The 20,231-nt window shown below is 61.4% G+C and carries 17 protein-coding genes; 11 read left to right on the forward strand and 6 right to left on the reverse strand.

Annotated elements, in window-relative coordinates; genetic code table 11:
- The first annotated feature begins 181 nt into the window (after nt 1-181).
- The 3 genes from PSH86_RS10695 to PSH86_RS10705 all read left to right on the forward strand — a co-directional run bounded on the left by PSH86_RS10695 (nt 182) and on the right by PSH86_RS10705 (nt 3,229).
- The gene (locus PSH86_RS10695) at nt 182-1,063 is read left to right on the forward strand and encodes a manganese catalase family protein (protein ID WP_109751750.1); all 882 of its coding nucleotides are present in this window, start codon (nt 182-184) and stop codon (nt 1,061-1,063) included.
- Nucleotides 1,064-1,135: 72 nt separating this feature from the next.
- The gene (locus PSH86_RS10700) at nt 1,136-2,065 is read left to right on the forward strand and encodes a ZIP family metal transporter (protein ID WP_109751751.1); all 930 of its coding nucleotides are present in this window, start codon (nt 1,136-1,138) and stop codon (nt 2,063-2,065) included.
- A gap of 144 nt (nt 2,066-2,209) precedes the next feature.
- Nucleotides 2,210-3,229: a hypothetical protein gene (locus PSH86_RS10705; protein ID WP_176688200.1), complete on the forward strand. Its 1,020-nt coding sequence runs from the start codon at nt 2,210-2,212 to the stop codon at nt 3,227-3,229.
- A gap of 9 nt (nt 3,230-3,238) precedes the next feature.
- On the opposite strand, the gene PSH86_RS10710 is transcribed toward PSH86_RS10705, so the two are convergent.
- Entirely contained in the window at nt 3,239-3,433 is a 195-nt protein-coding gene (locus PSH86_RS10710) for a hypothetical protein (RefSeq protein WP_058545342.1), read from the reverse strand.
- Between the two features lie 301 nt (nt 3,434-3,734).
- On the opposite strand from PSH86_RS10710, the gene glsB reads away from it, so the two are divergent.
- Nucleotides 3,735-4,643, forward strand: a complete 909-nt coding sequence (glsB, locus tag PSH86_RS10715) for a glutaminase B (protein ID WP_109751753.1) — start codon at nt 3,735-3,737, stop codon at nt 4,641-4,643.
- A 60-nt stretch (nt 4,644-4,703) separates the two neighbouring features.
- Here glsB and PSH86_RS10720 read toward each other — a convergent pair whose 3' ends face one another.
- On the reverse strand, nt 4,704-5,033 hold the full coding sequence (locus PSH86_RS10720; RefSeq protein WP_109751754.1) for a hypothetical protein: 330 nt from the start codon (nt 5,031-5,033) through the stop codon (nt 4,704-4,706).
- 633 nt (nt 5,034-5,666) lie between these two features.
- Nucleotides 5,667-7,613, reverse strand: a complete 1,947-nt coding sequence (locus PSH86_RS10725) for a DNA topoisomerase III (RefSeq protein ID WP_305489620.1) — start codon at nt 7,611-7,613, stop codon at nt 5,667-5,669.
- 240 nt (nt 7,614-7,853) lie between these two features.
- On the opposite strand from PSH86_RS10725, the gene PSH86_RS10730 reads away from it, so the two are divergent.
- The 4 genes from PSH86_RS10730 to PSH86_RS10745 all read left to right on the forward strand — a co-directional run bounded on the left by PSH86_RS10730 (nt 7,854) and on the right by PSH86_RS10745 (nt 12,416).
- Nucleotides 7,854-8,261: a response regulator gene (locus PSH86_RS10730; RefSeq protein WP_109751756.1), complete on the forward strand. Its 408-nt coding sequence runs from the start codon at nt 7,854-7,856 to the stop codon at nt 8,259-8,261.
- 103 nt (nt 8,262-8,364) lie between these two features.
- Nucleotides 8,365-8,886, forward strand: coding sequence for a sigma-70 family RNA polymerase sigma factor (locus tag PSH86_RS10735; RefSeq protein WP_053123338.1), 522 nt, complete (start codon nt 8,365-8,367; stop codon nt 8,884-8,886).
- Nucleotides 8,883-9,842 (forward strand): FecR domain-containing protein, encoded by a 960-nt coding sequence (locus tag PSH86_RS10740; RefSeq protein ID WP_305489625.1) that lies wholly within the window; start codon nt 8,883-8,885, stop codon nt 9,840-9,842. Before PSH86_RS10735 ends, PSH86_RS10740 begins: the two co-directional genes overlap by 4 nt.
- A 96-nt stretch (nt 9,843-9,938) precedes the next feature.
- The gene (locus PSH86_RS10745) at nt 9,939-12,416 is read left to right on the forward strand and encodes a TonB-dependent receptor (protein ID WP_305489627.1); all 2,478 of its coding nucleotides are present in this window, start codon (nt 9,939-9,941) and stop codon (nt 12,414-12,416) included.
- Between the two features lie 42 nt (nt 12,417-12,458).
- On the opposite strand, the gene PSH86_RS10750 is transcribed toward PSH86_RS10745, so the two are convergent.
- Nucleotides 12,459-14,081, reverse strand: a complete 1,623-nt coding sequence (locus tag PSH86_RS10750) for an MFS transporter (RefSeq protein WP_116831977.1) — start codon at nt 14,079-14,081, stop codon at nt 12,459-12,461.
- Between the two features lie 205 nt (nt 14,082-14,286).
- Nucleotides 14,287-15,930, reverse strand: coding sequence for a GMC family oxidoreductase (locus PSH86_RS10755; RefSeq protein ID WP_232200212.1), 1,644 nt, complete (start codon nt 15,928-15,930; stop codon nt 14,287-14,289).
- 130 nt (nt 15,931-16,060) lie between these two features.
- Between PSH86_RS10755 and PSH86_RS10760 the strand changes: the two genes are divergently transcribed.
- The 3 genes from PSH86_RS10760 (at nt 16,061) to PSH86_RS10770 (ending at nt 19,032) form a co-directional block, all read left to right on the forward strand.
- Entirely contained in the window at nt 16,061-16,945 is an 885-nt protein-coding gene (locus tag PSH86_RS10760) for a LysR family transcriptional regulator (RefSeq protein WP_109751761.1), read from the forward strand.
- A 295-nt stretch (nt 16,946-17,240) separates the two neighbouring features.
- Entirely contained in the window at nt 17,241-17,618 is a 378-nt protein-coding gene (locus PSH86_RS10765) for a cytochrome c5 family protein (RefSeq protein ID WP_109751763.1), read from the forward strand.
- 115 nt (nt 17,619-17,733) lie between these two features.
- A complete protein-coding gene (locus PSH86_RS10770) occupies nt 17,734-19,032 on the forward strand; it encodes a D-arabinono-1,4-lactone oxidase (protein ID WP_176689565.1) in 1,299 nt (432 codons plus the stop codon).
- 212 nt (nt 19,033-19,244) lie between these two features.
- Here PSH86_RS10770 and PSH86_RS10775 read toward each other — a convergent pair whose 3' ends face one another.
- Nucleotides 19,245-20,189 (reverse strand): transporter, encoded by a 945-nt coding sequence (locus PSH86_RS10775; protein WP_116831981.1) that lies wholly within the window; start codon nt 20,187-20,189, stop codon nt 19,245-19,247.
- Nucleotides 20,190-20,231 lie beyond the last annotated feature (42 nt).

Below are 20,231 nucleotides of genomic sequence, written 5' to 3' on the forward strand. Positions count from 1 at the left end.
TGCCCGACTTCGCTGATGGATTTATTGTTTGAAAAATAAGTGCGTGTGCTTGCGTTGCAATAAGCCACTCGTCTTCTGTTTTGAATAAAAACTAAATTTTATTCATTTAATTTCTTCAGACTTTCATGGGCCTGCCGTCGGCAGTGTTCTCATGCCGTGTACCTGAACGAGGAGTTCAATCATGTTTCTACATAACAAACGATTGCAGTACACCGTGCGTGTCGCTGAGCCCAATCCCGGACTCGCCAATCTGCTGCTCGAGCAGTTCGGCGGGGCCCAAGGGGAATTGGCGGCGGCATCGCGTTATTTCACCCAGGCCTTGTCCGAGGACGATCCAGGTCGCAAGGATTTGCTGATGGACATTGCCACCGAAGAGCTCAGTCATCTGGAGGTGATCGGTTCGATCATCGTGATGTTGAACAAGGGTGCCAAGGGCAGAATGGCTGAAGGCGTGGAGAAGGAGGGGCAGTTGTACCGGGACATCAACGGTGCCGGTAATGACTCGCACATCACCAGCCTCTTGTATGGCGCCGGCTCGCCGCTGACCAACTCCGCCGGTGTGCCCTGGACTGCCGCCTATGTCGACACCATCGGCGAACCAACGGCGGACATGCGCTCGAACATTGCTGCTGAGGCCCGGGCGAAAATCATCTATGAACGGTTGATGAACCTCACCGATGATCCCGGGGTAAAAGAAGCGCTCGGCTTTTTGATGACCCGTGAAATCGCGCATCAGTTGTCGTTCGAAAAAGCCTTGCACTCGATCCAGCCCAATTTCCCGCAAGGCAAATTGCCGGGTATGCCGGAATTCAGTCATGTGTATTTCAACATGTCCCAGGGCGAACCTACCGTGCGTGGTCCATGGAACCAGGGCGATGACTGGGAGTTCGTGGAGAATCCAACGCCAGCGGTGGACGGTGGCGATGGACTGGCCAGCGTCCAGTTGAGTAAAAAAGACGAAGCGCTGTTGATGGACATGAAGGCGCGGACCATGTCCAACCCCGATAGCGACCCCACCACCGGCGCCGACTTGGGTTCAGGAATGCAAGGTGACAAACTGTAGGAAACCGGCGAGGGGGCCCGGCTCCCTCGCCTGAGAATTCTGTTTGACCGCTCAACCAGTTAAGGACTTTCAATGGACCAGCCCACTTCCCGGATCCGATCACCCTGGCGTACCTGGCTGGATCCTGTGCAAAACAATCTGGTGCTAGGGGTAACCTTCTGGCTGGGGTTGGCGTTGGTTGCCGCGTTGTTGCTCTACAGCGGCTACAACGCACTGGTTGGGGCTGATCGGCAAAACCTGGGGTATGCGGTACTGGGCGGCACGTCCGGCTTCGCCGCCACCGCATTGGGGGCTGTGATGGCGGTGGTATTGCGGGATATCTCCTCCCGTACCCAGGACATCATGCTGGGGTTCGCCGCGGGCATGATGCTCGCCGCCAGTTCCTTCTCACTGATTTTGCCGGGGATCGAGGCGGCACAGGTCATTTGCGGTAATCAGTTGCTTGCCGCGTTTGTCGTCGTGGTGGGATTGGGGCTGGGCGTCGCCTTGATGATCGGTCTCGACCGTTTCGTCCCCCACGAGCACGAGTTGAGTGGCCGGCGCGGTCCGCAAGTCGAACGCATCAATCGTGTCTGGTTGTTCGTACTCGCCATCACCTTGCATAACTTGCCAGAAGGTATGGCCATCGGCGTCAGTTTTGCCGACGGCGATTTCAAGGTCGGTCTGCCCCTGACCACCGCCATTGCCATCCAGGACATTCCCGAAGGCCTCGCCATTGCCATGGCGCTGCGGGTCACCGGCATCAGTACCTTGCGTGCCGCGCTGATTGCCGTGGGCTCGGGGTTGATGGAGCCTCTAGGGTCGGTGATCGGCCTGGGCATGTCTTCGGGGGTGGCCGTGGCCTATCCCATCAGCCTGGGCCTGGCGGCCGGGGCGATGATCTTCGTGGTGTCCCACGAAGTGATTCCCGAAACCCACCGCAACGGCCATGAAACACCGGCCACCTTGGGGTTGATGATGGGGTTTGCGGTGATGATGTTTCTAGACACGGCGTTGGGTTGAAGGCCAGCCAAATACCTGCTGGATTACATCCTGTGGGAGCGAGCAAGCTCGCTCCCACATTGGTTTTGTGTGTCTAGCCCGGATCCCTGTTTCTCGCGACCTATACTCAACCGGTAGATGACCTGAACCCGGAGTAGCGCGACTGTGCTGCGTGCGCTGATGTTGGCCATTGTGCTCGTTCTGGCGGGGTGCGCCACGCCACAGCGCGGTCAACAGGCGGCCACGGTGGCAATTTCCCAGGAGACTTGGCGACAGGTTGACCAGCAGATCATCGCGGCTTCGAAAAGCGCTATCGAACAGGCAGCCCTCTACGCTCGCGGGTCGATGGAGCATTGGCGTGTGTTGGTCTATGAACGCACCGAGGCTCAATTCATCCCCTGGTTCAGCAGCTACTGGACTCAGGAATGGCTGGCGGTGAAGGTCAGTTGGTATGCCGCCAGTGCCAAGGGCGAGGAGGATTCCTCAGCCAGGCGTCTGGCGGTTTACCTGCAAGAGCAATATCGCGAGCAGGTGCTGGAACCCGTGGCGATGGAAATTGATCCCGAGGCGATCAGGGCCGCCGCGACGGACTACTACATTCGCCAGCTCAATCAACAGGTCCAGGTTGTCGCCCAGCGGCATCGAATCCCGAACGAACTGATGAATCGGCGCCTGCACGGTATTCCTGCTATCAACCTGGGGCCGCCGGCGGCGCGTAACGCTTCGTTGTACGAGGTGATTCATGCCGAACCGCTGAACACACTGCCGGCTTATGCGGCCCTGATCGATCACGTCAACAAGGCCGCTACCACAGGTGCCGGGCCATCAGAGGCGGTGATTGCAACGGTGGCGCAACGCACCAGCGAAAAAATCGAGGCGCAATTTGCCACGCGAGGCGCGACTGGCGCGGCGGCGGCCGTGGCGGGGAAGGCGGCCGGGGCATTGATTTCGGTGGGCGTGGCGGGTATTCGCGCGATCATTCACGAGGGCGAGCGGCCGGAAATGGAGGCGCAGATCCGCAAAAGCCTGAGCGCTGCGTTCGATGAGGCGTGGTTCAAGTCACTCAAGCATCCCCTCAGCGGGGTAATGGCACCGGTGTATTACCTGGACGAAGAAATAGAAGGCAGCCTGGTGGAGGCGGACCTGGCCAATCGAGCGGTGGCATTGCCGGACATCAAGCCGTGATGGGCCAGCTCATTCTGAGCCAAGGGTGACGCGACAACCTTTGCGATGGCGGATCTGCTCGTCCGATGGGCGCTCCTTGATGAATTCGAAGCGCGGCTCGCCTTCGCTGTAGATCACCAGCCAGCCCCATTCCAGCTCGCTTTCATCCTGCCCGGGCTTGGGTGGCGAGGCCCACCAGGGTTCTTTTTGCATGATCTGTCGCATCGTCTACTCCTGCCGATTGATCCTTTGAACTATAGACCGCTCGATTCGACGACAAGCGTCCATGAAAACGCCCACACCCTGTGGGAGCAAGGCTTGCCCGCGAAGCAGGCGACTCGGTTCCAGATAGACCATGTCATCTTCATCGCGGGCAAGCCTTGCTCCCACAAAGTCTGCACCCACAGCTCCCTTGCTACAGGGTTGTGTGCCTGAAGCTTGATAATCAGTGTGCTCTGATCCCGCCTACCAGCGTCTAGCGTCTGTATCCCCGCACTCGAACGGGGAATGACTGGACCCCGCGCATATGCAAGTACTGTTGAACGAGATCCTTGATGCGGTTCGCCCCCTGATTGGTCAGGGAAAGGTGGCCGACTATATCCCGGCCCTGGGCACTGTGGCGCCCAACCAGTTGGGTATTGCCGTGTATGGCAACGACGGCGAGATGTATTGCGCTGGCGACGCCGAAACAGCGTTTTCGGTGCAGAGTATTTCCAAGGTGTTCAGCCTGGTGCAGGCCATCGGGCATTCCGGCGAAGCGATCTGGGAACGCCTGGGCCATGAGCCATCCGGCCAACCTTTCAACTCCCTGGTGCAACTGGAATTCGAACGCGGTCGGCCGCGCAACCCGTTCATCAACGCTGGCGCCTTGGTTATCTGCGATATCAACCAGTCGCGTTTCGCCGCGCCGGCGCTGTCGATGCGCGATTTCGTACGGCGGCTGTCGGGCAACCCGCAGGTGATGGTGGATGGCAAGGTCGCCGAGTCGGAATACCAGCACCGCGCCCGGAACGCGGCAATGGCGTACCTGATGCAATCGTTCGGTAACTTTGAGAACGACGTGGAAGCGGTGTTGCGCAGTTATTTCAGCCACTGTGCCCTGCGGATGAGTTGCATCGACCTGGCACGGGCTTTCTGCTTCCTGGCCAACGATGGGTTCTGCAAGCACAGCGGCGAACAGATTCTCAGCGCTCGGCAGACCCAGCAGGTCAACTCCATCATGGCCACCAGCGGCTTGTACGATGAGGCCGGCAATTTCGCTTATCGCGTCGGCTTGCCGGGCAAGAGCGGTGTTGGCGGCGGGATTGTCGCGGTGGTACCGGGGCGGTTCACGGTGTGCGTGTGGTCGCCGGAACTCAACGCCGCCGGTAACTCCCTGGCCGGCATGGCGGCGCTGGAGTTGATGAGCCAGCGGATCGGCTGGTCAGTGTTCTAGGCATCACGAAAAAGGGCCCGCTCCTGGTTGAGGAGCGGGCCCTGTTTCATTCATGTGCAATCAGCAGAGGCGGTCGATGACTCGCACTTGCGAGGTGTTCTGCATCGACTCCCAGGCCTGGGTCAGCGTCTGCAGGACGCGTCCCATGAAGTCCTTGTCCGCGGCGGCCTTCTTGCCGACGTAACCCTGGCCGCGACGGTACATCTTCAGCCGGGCACACAGGTCTTGTGTGTTCTTATCGAACTCGTCTTCCTGGGTATAGGGAGACAGGCAGTCCATATGCACCTGGCCAGTCTTGCTGATCCACAGGATATGGCTGTCGAGAGTGTCCTTGTGCGCTGCGAACATGCGAGCCAGTTCATCAATAGATGGTTGATTATTCAGATTCATGTGTAAGCCCCTTGACCATTTGGTTGATCTGTCTGGTGGTTCGCAAAAACTTCGCTTCTCGGTAAGTGGCACCTGATACCGAAACCAGGTCGTCAGCATTCGTCCGTCGAACTTCGGCGGGGTCATGCATCGGTTGTGTAGTGTTTATCGAAGGGCCGCTACGCAAATGCGCTACAACGAAGAGAAACAGCGAAGAATCTTCAGCCAGTGTCAACTTTCGAGGGTCGACCACGTGCGTCATGAGGATCTTCGCCGACGTTTCTCGTCCTTGTTACCGGACGGTCATGCCAGGTCAGCACCTTCAATCTGCCTTGTGGGCAGTCCCTTATCCAAAAAACAGCTCGGCGGTCAGACGAGCTTGCTCAAACAGTTGCCTGTACTCCCGATCGGGGAGACGTCTGCATCATGCAAGGGCAAATCGGAGGCGTCAACGGTTTTGTAGTGATTATTTTTGGTCACTACATATTGTCGGACAAAATGGTTTTGTTATGAGAATTCTGGCTCAGGGCAGATATCCCTGTGGGAGCGAGCCTGCTCGCGATGACGGTGTACCAGTCGATATCCAAGGTGATTCAAGTAACGCTATCGCGAGCAGGCTCGCTCCCACAGGGCGACACGGCGAACACGTATTCATCAGGTCGCTTTGGCTTTAGTCGCCTTGCGCGGTGCGCCGCCTGTCTTGCGCTTGGCTGGCTTGCGCTTGTTCTTCCACGGCGTTGCGCCGCGCCCGGCGGGGCTGGCCGGGCCGTTGATGGTCAGGCTCATGCCCTGGCAGCGGGCGACATGCTTGCTCATCCAGGCGGCTTGCCGGGTCACGAATTCTTCCAGGCTCATTTCCCCGCTTTGCACCATGTCCAGCGCCTGTTCCCAGATGGCGGTGGTGCCCGGGTCGGCGATGGCCCGGGGCACGGCGTCGATCAGGCTGAACGCCGTCGGGGTCGCGGACAAGGCCTTGCCGTTTTTCACCAGGTAACCGCGGTCGAGCAGCCCCTGGATGATCGAGGCCCGGGTCGCTTCGGTGCCGATGCCGGTGGTGTCCTTGAGCTTTTGCTTGAGCAGCGGATCCTCCACCAGTTTGGCGACGTTCTTCATTGCCTTGATCAAGTCGCCTTCGGTGAAGGGCTTGGGGGGTTGGGTCCACAGGTCCTTGGGTTTCACCTCATCCACCGCGCAATCGCGACCTTCGGCCAATGCCGGCAGGGTTTGCGGTGCCGGTGCTTCACGGCCCCGTGCCGGCGCCAGCGCTTCGGGCAGGGCGCGTTTCCAGCCGGGTTCGACGATCTGCTTGCCCACGGCACGCAGCGCCTGGCCGGCACAGTCGAAGTCGGCCTGGGTCCGGTCGTATTCGTGGTTGGGCAGGAACTGCGCCAGGTAGCGCGCGCGAATCAGCGTATAGACCGCTCGCTGTTTGCCGGCGAGCTTGTCGAGGTTCTTGGCGGCGGCGGTGGGAATGATGCCGTGGTGAGCACTGACCTTGGCGTCGTTCCAGGCCCGGGACTTGCGCTGCGGCTGCAGGTGCTCGCGCAGCGGCGCCAGGCTCGGGTCGGCCTGGGCGAGGGCGGCCAGGATGGCCGGTGCTTCACTGTGCTGGCTCAAGGGCAGGAAACCGCAATCGCTGCGCGGGTAGGTGATGAGCTTGTAGGTCTCGTAGAGCGACTGGGCAATGTCCAGGGTTTCCTGGGCACCGAGGCCAAGTTTCTTCGAGCAGACCTCCTGTAGCGTGCCCAGGTCGAAGGGCAACGGTGCCGCTTCGCGCAGGCGCTCGGTGCGCACCTTCAGCGTCCGGGCGGTGGCGGCGTTGCCCATGGCTTGGGCGGCGTCCCGGGCCAGGGCCTGGTTCAGGCAGCGCTCCTGGTCGTCGCAGGCATCCGGATCGGCGCGCCACTGGGCGATGAATGCCGTACCTTCGTGGCTCAGTTGCACGTCGATGGCCCAATAGGCGACCGGCACGAAGTCGGCGATGCTGCGGTCGCGGTCCACCACCAGCCGCAGCGTCGGGGTCTGCACGCGCCCTACCGGCAACACACCCTGGTAGCCGGACTGGCGCCCCAGCAGGGTGAACAGGCGACTCATGTTCATGCCGATCAGCCAGTCGGCCCGGGAACGGCCCAGGGCCGAGTGATACAGGTTGAAGGTTTCGATGCCCGGCTTGAGGGCGGCCAGGGCCTTGCGGATCGACGCTTCGTCCAGGGCCGACAGCCATAGCCGTCGGATTGGCCCGCGATAGCGGCAATGTTCCACCAGCTCCCGGGCGATCATTTCGCCTTCACGGTCGGCGTCGGTAGCGATGACCAACTCCTTCGCTTCCCCCAGCAGGCGCTTGACCGCTTTGTACTGACTGGCGGTTTTCGGCTTGACGGTCATTTTCCATTGCGCGGGCACGATGGGCAGGTCGGCCAGGACCCAGCGCTTGTAGCGGGCATCGTAGGCATCGGGCGGGGCGGTTTCCAGCAGATGGCCGATGCACCAGGTGACCGTGACGCCGGGGCCCAGCCAGCAACCGTCGCCACGGCGCGTGGCGCCGAGTACAGCGGCGATGTCCTTGGCCTGGGACGGTTTTTCACACAGGTACAGCTGCATAGCACCCTTTTTCCTGAGCAGATTTCATGGGGCTGTAGCATGGTCATGGATGCGCGTCAGGGCAAGTTTTATCTGTATGGATATACAGATAAAAACGTTGCGCTGCGTTGCCAAGAGGGCTGGCGTGACATTCGGCGGCCAGTTGGCACGCAGAATGAATTTCTCGCAGGGGCATCGCTCATAACTTCAAGGCGGTTGATCCCGCAAAGAAGGTTTATGAGGTCAAGGAGAGTCACTTTCATGAATTCGATGCCAAATGGCAATGGTCAGGCGACTACACGTTTGATTCTCGTCGTGGAAGACGATCCCACGATCCTGGAGTTCCTCTGCGAGATCCTGGAGGAGGAAGGGTTCGTCGTGGAGCCTCGGGAAAGCGCCGATGCGGCGCTGACGTTCCTCGAAGAGAGCGCCCACTACGTGGACCTGCTGCTCACCGACATCACCATGCCCGGCAGGATCGACGGCGCGGACCTGGCCAACCTGACCGGAGACCGCTGGCCGCAGATACCGTTGCTGATCATGTCCGGTTACGAGACGCCGGAAAGCGCTGGAATCAAGCACCACGCATCGTTCATTGCCAAACCCTGGGCCCTGGGACAGATGCTGGACCTGGTGGAAAGCACGGTGAAAAATCATTCCATCAACTGATTGATTCCAGAGGATGAAGGCGGTCGGGGCACGTTTGGGTTGCAAGCGGCGATGGTGTCTATGACAATGCGAGTCATTATCAGTCGCGAATTATTCCATTGCCATGCCCGCCAACGATCTGTCCCTACGCAGTGCTGTCGACGTTCTGTACAGTGATCATCACAGTTGGCTCCAGGGCTGGTTGCGCAAGCGCCTGGGCAATACGTTCGATGCCGCCGACCTGACCCAGGATACGTTTGTGCGGGTCATCAAGGCGCGCACCGCGCTGGATATCCGCGAGCCGCGACCGTACCTGTCGATGATCGCCAAAGGGCTGCTGATCGACCTGTTTCGCCGCCGCTCGCTGGAACAATCCTACCTCGAAGCATTGGCGGCCATGCCGCAAGAGCAGCACCCGTCACTGGAAGAACAGGCGATCCTGCTCCAGGCCCTGATGGAGATCGACCGCCTGCTCCTGGGGCTGGGGCCGCGCGTCAGGCAGGCGTTCATCCTGTCGCAGTTCGATGGCCTGACGTACCCGCAGATTGCCGAGCGCCTGGGCGTCAGCGTACGCACGGTCAACAACCACATGGCCAAGGCCATGGAACATTGCTGCCTGATGCAGATTCAATTGCAGCTTTCATGAACCTGCCTGCCGAAGAGTTGCAAGCCATCCGTGTGGCAGCGCGCTGGTACGCCCGGCTTCATTCCGGCATTGCGACCGACGCGGACCGGGCCGATTGGCGCGCCTGGCTGGCTGCCGATCCGTTGCACGGCCAGGCCTGGCAGCGCATGGCCGCGGTGGCCGAGCAGATGGCGAGTGTGCCGGGGGCCCTCGCGGCGCCGACCTTGAGCGACACCCACCAGCGCTCCCGCCGTCAGGTGTTGCGCAGCGCCTTGCTGCTGACGTCCGCCGGCGGCCTGGGCTGGCTGGGCTGGCGCAGCCAGGCAACCCAGAACCTGTTTTGCGATCACCGCACCGCGGTGGGCGAGCGTCGCGAGTTCCAGCTGGCCGATGGCAGCACGGTCCTGCTCAACACTGACACCTCGATCAATGTGCGTTTCGATGGACAGCAGCGGCGCCTGGAGCTGTTGCGGGGTGAGATCCTCGTGACGACGGCGTTCGATCCCTTGCGACGTCCATTCAAGGTGGTCACTGGGCCGACCGAAGTGCTTGCGCTGGGCACGCGGTTTATCGTCCGTAGCCAGGCGGGGGGCGGCGAAGTGGCGGTGCTTGAGAAAGCGGTCGAGGTAAGCCTGCTGGCGACTGGTTCAAGGATGCGGGTCGAAGCCGGCCAGCGCCTGGATTTCAATGAGCGGTCGTTGGGGGCGCTGCGTGGCAACGATGTGTCGGTCGGTGCCTGGCAGAAGGGCAGCATCATCGCCATTGACCGTCCCCTGGCGGCGCTGCTGGATGAACTGTCGCGCTACCGTCCCGGTGTGCTGCGCTGGGCCCCGGCGATTGGCGACTTGAAGGTTTCCGGTGTATTTCCCGTCGATAACACCGATCTTGCCCTGGCGGCGCTGGAAAGCGGTTTTTCGCTGCGGGTGACCCGCTACAGCCGATTCTGGGTCCAGGTGTCCGGTGGCGATCGGCGCTAATGCCGCGTAATAAAAAAACCAGCCCCTGCACTTTTCATCCTCATCGTTCGGCTCTTCCTCAGTGAGTTTTTATCGACCGTTTGGGGGAGGGAAAGTATGACGTGGGTGAGCGCGCCGGGCCGTCTGGTGTTTGCAGTGAAAATAGGTTTGCTGGCGGTCACGACCGCCGGCGCCACGGCGGTGAATGCCAGCCCGGTTCCAGCGGCTGCGGCGCAGCAGCGCGCGGTGCAGGCCTACGATATCGGCGCCGCGAGCCTGGTGGATGTGCTGACCCGTTTCTCCAGCGCCGCCGGTGTCGCTATTTCGTTTGATGCCCGGCAACTCGAAGGTTTGCGATCACCCGGCCTGAGCGGCTCTTTCGGCGTGGGCGACGGTTTTGCGCGCATTCTGGCTGGTAGCGGCCTGCAAGCCGCCCTCCAGGCCAACGGCACGTACGTGCTGCGCCCCGTGCCGGTCAGCGGTTCGGCACTGGAACTGGACGCAACCACCATCGAGGCACAGCGGCTCGGGGCGACCACCGAGCACAGCAATTCCTACACGACGGGCGCGGTCACCATCGGCAAGGGCGAGCACTCCCTGCGCGAAACGCCGCAGTCGGTGACGGTGATTACCCGCAAGATGCTCGATGACCAGAACCTCAATACCATCGATCAAGTCATGGAAAAGACCCCCGGCATTACCGTCTACGACTCGACCATGGGCGGCAAGTATTTCTACTCCCGCGGGTTCCGGATGTCTGGCCAGTATCAATACGACGGCGTTCCGCTGGACATGGGCAACAGCTATGTCCAGGCCGACAGTTTCAGCAGTGACATGGCTTATTACGACCGTGTCGAAGTGCTGCGCGGCGCCGCCGGGATGATGAAGGGGGCGGGCGGCACGTCCGGCGGCGTCAATTTCGTCCGCAAACGCGGTCAGGCCATGGCCCAGACGGAGCTCAGCCTTTCGGGCGGTACCTGGGACAATTACCGTGGGCAGGTCGATACCGGTGGCCCGTTGAATGACTCGGGCACCGTACGGGGCAGGGCGGTGATCGCCGAGCAGAGCCGACATTATTTTTACGACGATGCCCGGCGCAAGGACCAGATCTATTACGGCGCCCTGGACTTCGATCTGTCGCCCGATACGACGCTTGGCGTGGGCGTTGCCTATGAAGACGTCGATGCAAGCCCCTGCTGGGGCGGGCTTCCGCGCTACCGGGACGGCAGCGATCTGAAACTCAGTCGTTCCACTTGCCTGGACCCATCGTGGAACACCTGGCGCAGCCAGCGGACCACGGTGTTTGGCGATCTCAAGCATCAGCTCAATGATGACTGGGCCGTGAAGGTCGCCAGTGTCTATACGAAAAATACCCAGGACATCAAATACGCGTTTGCATCGGGCTCGGTAACGCCCGGCACCTCGACCACCAACATGCTGGGTAGCATGTACGACTATGACCAGGTCGATTACGGCCTTGACGCCTACCTGGACGGCAAGTTCGACGCCCTGGGGCAGCAACATGAGTTGATTGTCGGTTTCAACGCCAGCCGCTCGGACAAGGATGACTTCTTCTCGGTGGCGCTGCTGCCACAGAAGCAGAATGTGTTCGAGCCGGATCGACATATTCCCGAACCGGACGACAGTTACTTCATCGAGAACTCGACGCGCGGTGGTCCGGTCAAGACCATTACCGAGCAGCGAGGGATGTATTCGACCCTGCGGCTGAAGCTGGCGGACCCGTTGACGTTTGTCGTCGGCAGCCGAGTGAGCTGGTACAGCTCCAAGACCGACTCGGTGTTCCTCACCGGCGGTACGGAACACGCCAAGAGCACGGAGACGGGACAAGTCACGCCGTTTGCCGCTGTGTTGCTGGACCTCAATGAGCACCTGACGGCCTACGCCAGTTACTCGGATATCTTCACGCCCCAGGGCAACTATCGCTCCGAAAGCGGCTCGGCACTCAAGCCCCTGGTGGGCGAGAGTTATGAGCTGGGGATCAAGGGCGAGTGGTTCGACGGACGCCTGAACAGCGCTTTCAACCTGTTCCGCACGCTGCAGAAAGACCAGGCCCAGACCGACTACTTCTCCAGTTGTGCGTCCTCGGATGGTTTCTGCTACGAGAATGCCGGCAAGGTGCGCGCCCAGGGTTTCGAAGCGGAGATCAGCGGTGAAGTTATCGAGCGCCTGCAATTGCTGGCCGGCTACACCTACACCCAGACCAAGACCCTCGACGACATCGACACCAGCCTCAACGGCGGCTCGTTCAACAGCTACGTGCCGCGCCATGTGCTGCGTCTGTGGGGCGATTATGTCCTCGGCGGGGCGTTGGAACGGTTCAGTGTCGGTGCCGGGGTCAATGCACAAAGCGACAATTTCCGCGTATCGCCGGTTAGCGGCGAGAAGATCACCCAGGCCGGTTATGCCGTGTGGAACGGTCGCGTGGGCTACCGCATCGATGACACCTGGTCGGTGGCCCTCAATGGCAACAACCTGTTCGACAAGCGCTACTACACCACCATCGGCACCGAGAGCTTCGGTAACTATTACGGTGAGCCGCGCAACTTCACCATGACCGTGAAGGCGAGCTTCTGAGTCGGTGGCGAGGGCGCCAATGCCCTCGCCACGGTTTTGCCCTCAATTGGTATCCAGATCCACGTTCCTGGTTTCCCGCAGGCAAAGCATGCCCACCACCAGGCTCACTCCGGTAATCACCACCGGATACCACAGCCCATAGAAGATATCTCCGGTGTAGACCACCAGGGCAAACGATACGGTGGGCAGGAAACCGCCAAACCAGCCGTTGCCGATGTGGTAGGGCAGGGACATGGAGGTGTAGCGGATCCTAGTCGGGAACAGTTCGACCATCAACGCCGCCAGCGGTCCGTAGCACATCGCCGAGATGATGATCAGCGCCACGATCAAGGCCACGATCATCGGCCGGTTGATCTGCTGCGCATCGGCCTGCTGCGGGTAGCCGGCCAGGGTCACCGCACCGCGCAGGGCGGCTTCGTCGTACCCTTCGAGTTTCACGTCACCGACACTGACCTGCACCGCGCTTCCGGCTGGGGCCGCGACGCTGCTGTAGGGCAGGCCCTGCTTGACCAGGAAGGTCTTGACCTTGTCGCAAGGGCTGTCGAAACGCGCCTTGCCCACCGGGTCGAACTGGAAGGTGCAGGTGGCCGGGTCGGCGACCACGGTGATCGGTGCCTGGCGGCTCGCCAGGTCGATGGCTGGGTTGGCGTAATGGGCGAGCGTCTTGAAGATCGGGAAGTACAGGGCGGTCGCCAGCAGCAGGCCGATCATCAGCACCGGTTTGCGCCCGACCTTGTCCGACAGCCAGCCGAAAAAGATGAAGAACGGTGCGCCGATCACCACGCTCACAATCAGCAGGCTGTTGGCCAGGGCCGGATCCATCTTCAGGAACTGAGTGAGGAAGAACAGCACGTAGAACTGCGCGGCGTAGAAGGTCACCGCTTGCCCGGCGTTGATGCTGAACAAGGCGATCAGCACCACCTTGAGGTTTTCCCATTTGCCGAACGACTCGCGGATCGGCGCCTTGCAGCACTTGCCTTCCTCTTTCATTTTCAAGAACGCTGGTGACTCATGCAGGCTCAGGCGAATCCAGGTGGAGATGCCCAGCAGCAGGATCGACAGCAGGAACGGAATGCGCCAGCCCCAGACTTCGAACTGATCGCCGGTGAAGTAGCGGCAACCCAGCACCACCAGCAGCGACAGCAGCAATCCGAGGGTGGCGGTGGACTGAATCCAACTGGTATGGAAACCGCGCTTGCCCATCGGCGCGTGCTCGGCGACGTAGGTCGCCGCGCCACCGTATTCACCGCCCAGGGCCAGGCCCTGGAGCATGCGCAACACCACCAGGATGATCGGCGCGGCGATGCCGATGCTGGCGTAGTTGGGCAGCAGGCCGACGCAGAACGTCGCCAGGCCCATGAGGATGATGGTGGCCAGGAAGGTGTACTTGCGCCCGATCATGTCCCCCAGCCGGCCGAACACCAGCGCACCGAATGGCCGCACGATGAAACCGGCGGCGAACGCCATCAGGGCGAAGATGAACGCCGTGGTGTCGTTGACCCCGGCAAAGAATTGCTTGCTGATCACCGCCGCCAGGGCGCCATAGAGGAAAAAGTCGTACCACTCGAACACCGTCCCCAGGGACGAGGCGAAGATGACTTTCTGGGTTTCCTGGCTGGTGCCGGCGCTGCGCGTGGCTTCCAGGGGCTGAACATGTTCAGACATAGCGGTATCCCTCACAGTGATTGTTTTTGTTGTTCCACTGCGACGCCGGGGTGGCGTCTCCTGATTTGACACACTTTCCTTGAATCGACTCATCTCCCTTGTGGGAGCGAGCCTGCTCGCGATGACGGCTGCACATTCAACACATATGTGACAGATAGATCGCTATCGCGAGCAGGCTCGCTCCCACAGGGGATTCTGTTGTTCTTCAGGCTGTGGCCGGCTCCTTTTGCGGCATGATGATTCTGGTATCTGCCTCGAGCATCATCCTCGCCGCCTTCTCGGCAATCATCAGCGTCGGCGAGCAGGTGTTGCCCGAGGTGATGCGCGGCATGATCGAGGCGTCGGCGATGCGCAGGCCCCTGATGCCATGGACGCGCAGTTGCGCATCCACCACCGCGTCGTGGTCCTGGCCCATGCGGCAAGTGCCGACCGGGTGGAAAATCGTCGTGCCAATCCGGGCGGCGGCCTGGTGCAGTTCTTCTTCGGTTTGCAGACTGGGGCCCGGCAGGTATTCCACCGGTTTGAACGCGCTCAGGGCCGGGGCGGCGACGATGCGTCGGGTCAGGCGGATGGCGTCGGCGGCAACGCGCAAATCTTCGGGATGGCTCAGGTAATTGGGTTGGATCAGCGGCGCTTCGTGCGGGTCGGCCGAACGAATGTCCACCCGGCCACGGCTTTGCGGGCGCAGGTCGCAGACCGACGCGGTGAACGCCGGGAAGCTGTGCAGCGGTTCGCCGAAGCGTTCCAGGGACAACGGCTGGACGTGGTATTCGAGGTTGGCCGAGGTCTGCTCCGGACCCGAGCGGGCGAATGCGCCGAGTTGGCTGGGGGCCATGGACAGCGGGCCGCTGCGGTCGTACAGATAGCGCAGGCCCATGCCCATCTTGCCCCACAGGGTGCCGGCGATCTGGTTCAGCGTGCGGGCATTTTCCAATTGGTAGATCAGTCGCAATTGCAGGTGGTCCTGCAAGTTGCCACCCACACCAGGCAGCTCATGGGTCACGCCGATGCCCAGGCGTTGCAGCAGGCTGCGCGGGCCGATCCCGGAGCGTTGCAGGATGCCCGGCGAGCCAACCGCCCCGGCGCACAATACGATTTCCTTACGGGCCTTGAAGGTCATGCCCTTGCCTTGCCAGCGGGCGCTGACAGCGTGGGCGCGGTCATCACGCAATAACACACGGTCCACTTCGACGTCAGTCAACACCGTGAGGTTGGGACGCTGGCGAACCGGCTTGAGAAAGGCCTTGGCCGCATTCCAGCGTACCCCGGCTTTCTGGTTGACCTGGAAGTAGCCGCAGCCTTCATTGTCGCCGCTGTTGAAATCGTCGACGTTGGGGATGCCGCTCTGCTCGGCGGCGCTGCGGAAGGCATCGAGAATCGGCCATGACAGGCGCTGGCGTTCGACCCGCCATTCCCCGCCGGCACCATGGAATTCGGAGGCTCCGGCAAAGTGATTTTCGCTCTGGCGAAACAGCGGCAGAACGTCCTTCCAGGCCCAGCCAGGGTTACCCTCTGCGGCCCAGCCGTCATAGTCCGCAGCCTGGCCGCGCATGTAGATCATGCCGTTGATGGAGGAGCAACCGCCCAGGACCTTGCCGCGGGGATAGCTCAGGGCGCGGCCTTGCAGGCCCGGTTGTGCTTCGGTCTTGAAGCACCAGTCGGTGCGTGGGTTGCCGATGCAGAACAGGTAGCCGACCGGGATGTGAATCCACGGATAGTTGTCGCGCCCGCCGGCTTCGAGCAGCAGCACCCGGTGTTGCGGGTTGGCCGAAAGCCGATTGGCCAGCAAGCATCCGGCAGGGCCGGCGCCCACGATCACGTAATCGTATTCATCGACGACAGGTTGCATTCGCGACCTCATTCTTGTTGTTGTGGGATCCATCCTAGTTGTTAGTTTTCGTCAAAAGAATGTTAGTTTTTGCGCAGCGGCTGTGCGTTTATAAACAGTCGTGCCTTCAGGTGTGTTCAAGGATCGCCTCATGTTCGACTGGAATGACCTGCGCTATTTCCTGGAGCTGCAACGCAGCGGGCGTTTGCTGACGGCTGCACGGCGGTTGAACACTACCCACGCCACGGTGGCCCGGCACATCGAGGCCATCGAGAAAAGCCTGGGCACCGCGCTGTTCGTCCAGCATGCGCAGGGTTATGAACTGACCCCGGCTGGCGAGACGCTGCTCAAGCACGCCGAAGCCATGGAGAACGTGGCGTTGCTGGCCCAGGAGGACATCACCCAGTCCAGCGCACCGCTGGGCAAGATCCGCCTGGGGGTGACCGAAGGGCTGGGCATCATGTTCCTGGCCAGCCGCATGGAGGGGCTGTTCCAGCGTTATCCGGGGCTGGAGGTGGAGCTGGTGGCGGTGCCGCGGTTTGTCAGCATCCTCAACCGCGAGGCGGAAATCAGCATCCACCTCGAACGCCCGGCGGCCGACCTGCTGGTGACGCGCAAGCTCACTGACTACAGCCTGGCGCTGTACGCCAGCCAGGCCTACCTGGACCGCTCGCCAGCACTGCGTAGCCGCGAGGACCTGGCTCGCCACGCCTGGATCGGCTACGTCGATGACTTGCTGTTCAGCCAGGAACTGATGTTCCTCAACAGTTTTTGCCGCAACCCCCGGGTGGTGTTCCACAGCACCAGCGTCATCGCCCAGCAACAGGCCGCGCGCTCGGGGCTGGGGATCGCTGTGCTGCCTTGCTACATGGCCAACGGCGACCCGGCGCTGGTGCCCTTGCTGCCGGACGAAACCATCCGCCGCAGCTATTGGATCAGCACCCGCCGCGAACTGCACAAATCCGTACGCCTGCGGGTGCTGTGGGATTACGTGGTGCAGTTGTGCGAGCGCGAGCAGGGGTTATTACTCCCCTGAGCACGCAATGCCCGTGTGGCGAGCCGCTCTGGGGGAACAAGGCTCTGTGGGAGCAAGGCTTGCCCGCGATGAAAAACACACGGTCTATCTGGAACCGAGTCGGCTGCTTCGCGGGCAAGCCTTGCTCCCACAGAACTCATAGAGCCCACAGATAAATCCCCTCGCCACAAAGGTCATTGATAGGCCAGCAGCTGGCCGCCCAAGCCCCCTTTTATGGCCCCCAATGACCTCAAGTCGACGCGCTGGCGTGCCTTAGTGTTGACCCACAACAAGAAAGCGCCGCCAAGAGGTCCCTATGCCGGCAACGACACCTTCAACTTCAATCTGGCTCAAGCCAGCCTTCATCCTCCTGCTCGGCACCCTGCTCACAGGCTGCGGCGAGGAGGCCAAGCCGCCCGCGCCCACGGTGTTCACCGCCATGCCCAGCGATGCGGCGCTGGCCCAGGTTTATGACAGCAGCTGCAAGCTCTGCCACGCCAACCCCGGTGCCGGAGCGCCGTTGACCGGCGACACGAACGCCTGGGCCCCGAGGGTCGCCCAGGGCGCCGACACCCTGCTGGACCACGCGATCAACGGCTACAACGGCATGCCGCCGATGGGCCTGTGCATGCACTGTTCCCAAGAGCAGTTCCTGGCCCTGATCGCCTTCATGTCCGGTCAACATTTCCAATAATAAATACGAGTACTACGGCATGACGATGGACTACTCACGGCGTCGCTTGTTGCAACAGGCCGGCGTTGTCGCAGCCTTTACCGCGCTGGGCAGTCAGGGTGCCCTGGCCGAGCTGATGCGCGCGCCACGGTTGATTCCGTGGCGCAACTGGTCGGGCGCGCAGAGCTGCCTGCCAGCGGCGCGCCTGGCCCCCAAGGACCTCGATGAGCTGGTGCAGGTGGTGCGCCGCGCTGAAGGGCGGATTCGTCCGGTGGGTTCCGGCCATTCCTTCAGCGCCCTGGTGCCCACCGACGGCACCTTGTTGTCGCTGAGCTTTTTCAGTGGGCTGCTGGATCACGACGGGGCCAGCCTGCAAGCCGAGTTCGGTGGCGGCACGCCCATGTCCCGCATGGGCCCGGCGCTCAAGTCCATCGGCCAGGCGCTGCCGAACATGGCCGACGTGGATTACCAGACCCTGGCCGGAGCCATCGCCACCTCGACCCACGGCACCGGCAAGGCTTTCGGCTCGTACGCGTCCCAAGTGGTCGGCCTGCAACTGGTAACGGCCAGCGGCGAGGTGCTCGATTGCGATGCCCAGCGTCATCCTGAAGTGTTCAAGGCTGGCCGGGTGTCCCTTGGCGCGTTGGGGCTGGTAACCCGCGTGCGCCTGCAGAACCGTGTCGCCTATCGCTTGCGCGAGCACCAGTGGGTGGCGAAGACCGAGGAGTTGCTCGAGGACGTGGAAGCCAACACCCGGGACAACCAGCATTGGGAAATGCAGGTCGTCACCCATTCCGATTATGCGTTGTCGATTACCCTGAACGAAACCACGGACCCGGCCACGCCGCCGATCAGCCCCGAGGAGGAGGGCGGCAACGAATTCGTCACGCTGATCGAAAACCTCGACAAGTATGGCAGCGACTTTCCCGCGATTCGGCGAGCGCTGCTCAACAGCCTGCGGCTGGTGGCTGATTTCGATGACCGGGTCGGTGACTCCCACGACATCTACGCCAATGCCCGCACCGTGCGCTTCAATGAGATGGAGTACTCGGTACCGGCCGAGCACGGCCCGGCATGCTTGCGGGAAATCCTGGCACTGATCCGCGACAAGGACCTGCGCACCTGGTTTCCCATCGAATACCGCTACGTGAAGGCCGACGACATTGCCCTGAGCATGTTCGAAGGCCGGGACAGTTGCTCGATCTCGGTGCACCAGCATTACCAGATGGACCATCACAACTTCTTTGCCGCCATCGAACCGATCTTCTGGAAATACCAGGGCCGTCCGCATTGGGGGAAATTGCATTCCCTGAACGCCAAGGCGCTCCAGGCGCTGTACCCGCGCTGGACTGAATTCACCCAGGTGCGCCAGGCGCTGGACCCTGGCGGCAAGTTCCTCAATGGGCATCTTTCGTCGATTCTGGGGGTGAGCTGATTGGCTTCAATCGTCGCGGGTCGAGCGCTGACTGGCCTGCAGCTGATGCATTCGTGTCAGGCACAAAACCTGTGGCGAGGGGACTTATCTGTGGGAGCAAGGCTTGCCCGCGATGAAGAACACACGGTCTATCTGGAACCGAGTCGCTTGCTTCGCGGGCAAGCCTTGCTCCCACAGATAAGTCCCCTCTCCAGAAGTGCTGTGAAACGCTATTAGAACGCAAACGGAATACTGATCTTGGCCCAGAGCATTTCCCCTTCGGGGCGGTTTTCCACGTCGAATTCCTTGGCCCAGCGAATTTCGGCGCTGGCGTATTTGAGGAAGGTGAAATGCAGCGCCGGGCCGATGGCAAACACCTGGCCGCGCACACCATCATCCACGTCCTGCCCGGCGAATTGCACCGTGCGACCGTATTGTTTGTCGTCGGTGGTCTGTTTGAGGTAGTAGCCGTTGAGCCCCAGCCGCAGGTTGTCGGTCAGGCGGTAACTGGCGGAATAGTCGAAGTGAAAGATCTGCCCTGAACGGTAGTCGGTGTCCTTGTTCTCACGGTTGAAGCTGTAGGTGGTTTTCATCGATAGCTCGGTGTTTTCCGTGGGCAGCCAGGTGAAGGAAAACAGCGGCTTGTAGGTGTAGAAATTGGTGCTGGTATTGGCCAGGCGATCCTTGCTGTATTCGCCGGTCGGCACGGTGATTTCCACCGCCGCGGCCAGGGTCAGGTTCTTGCCCATGTCCCACAGCACGATTGGCGAAATGGTGGTATCGCCCATGCCCTCGCGGGTATCGCTCAGGCCGAACACCGCGACTTCCTGCTTGATCCAGGGTTGGGCGATGTAGATCCCCACGCGTCCACCGGCCACTCGCAATGGGCTGAGGTAATCGATACGCGGGACCACCGCCGTGGATTCTATTTCGACATTTGGCACTTCGCCGCCCAACGAGCTGATGTTGAATTTCCGGGCCTTGTAGTGGTTGTAGTAGAGGTTGAACGCGACCATGTTGTCCGGAAGGCTGTCGACTTCCAAGGGCAACACAAAAAAACCGTCGGTACCGGGGCCGATGTTATCGACTCCGGTTTCGGTAGCCCACGCGGGCAGGGCACAAACGCCGGCCAGTCCGAGGGTCAATTGCAAGGCGAATGTCGTGCGGATCGGGTTCATGTGGGGGCTCATTATTATTGTTGGAGATACACCGAAGGTCCG

Source organism: Pseudomonas sp. FP2300, from assembly GCF_030687595.1.
Classification (GTDB): domain Bacteria; phylum Pseudomonadota; class Gammaproteobacteria; order Pseudomonadales; family Pseudomonadaceae; genus Aquipseudomonas; species Aquipseudomonas bijieensis.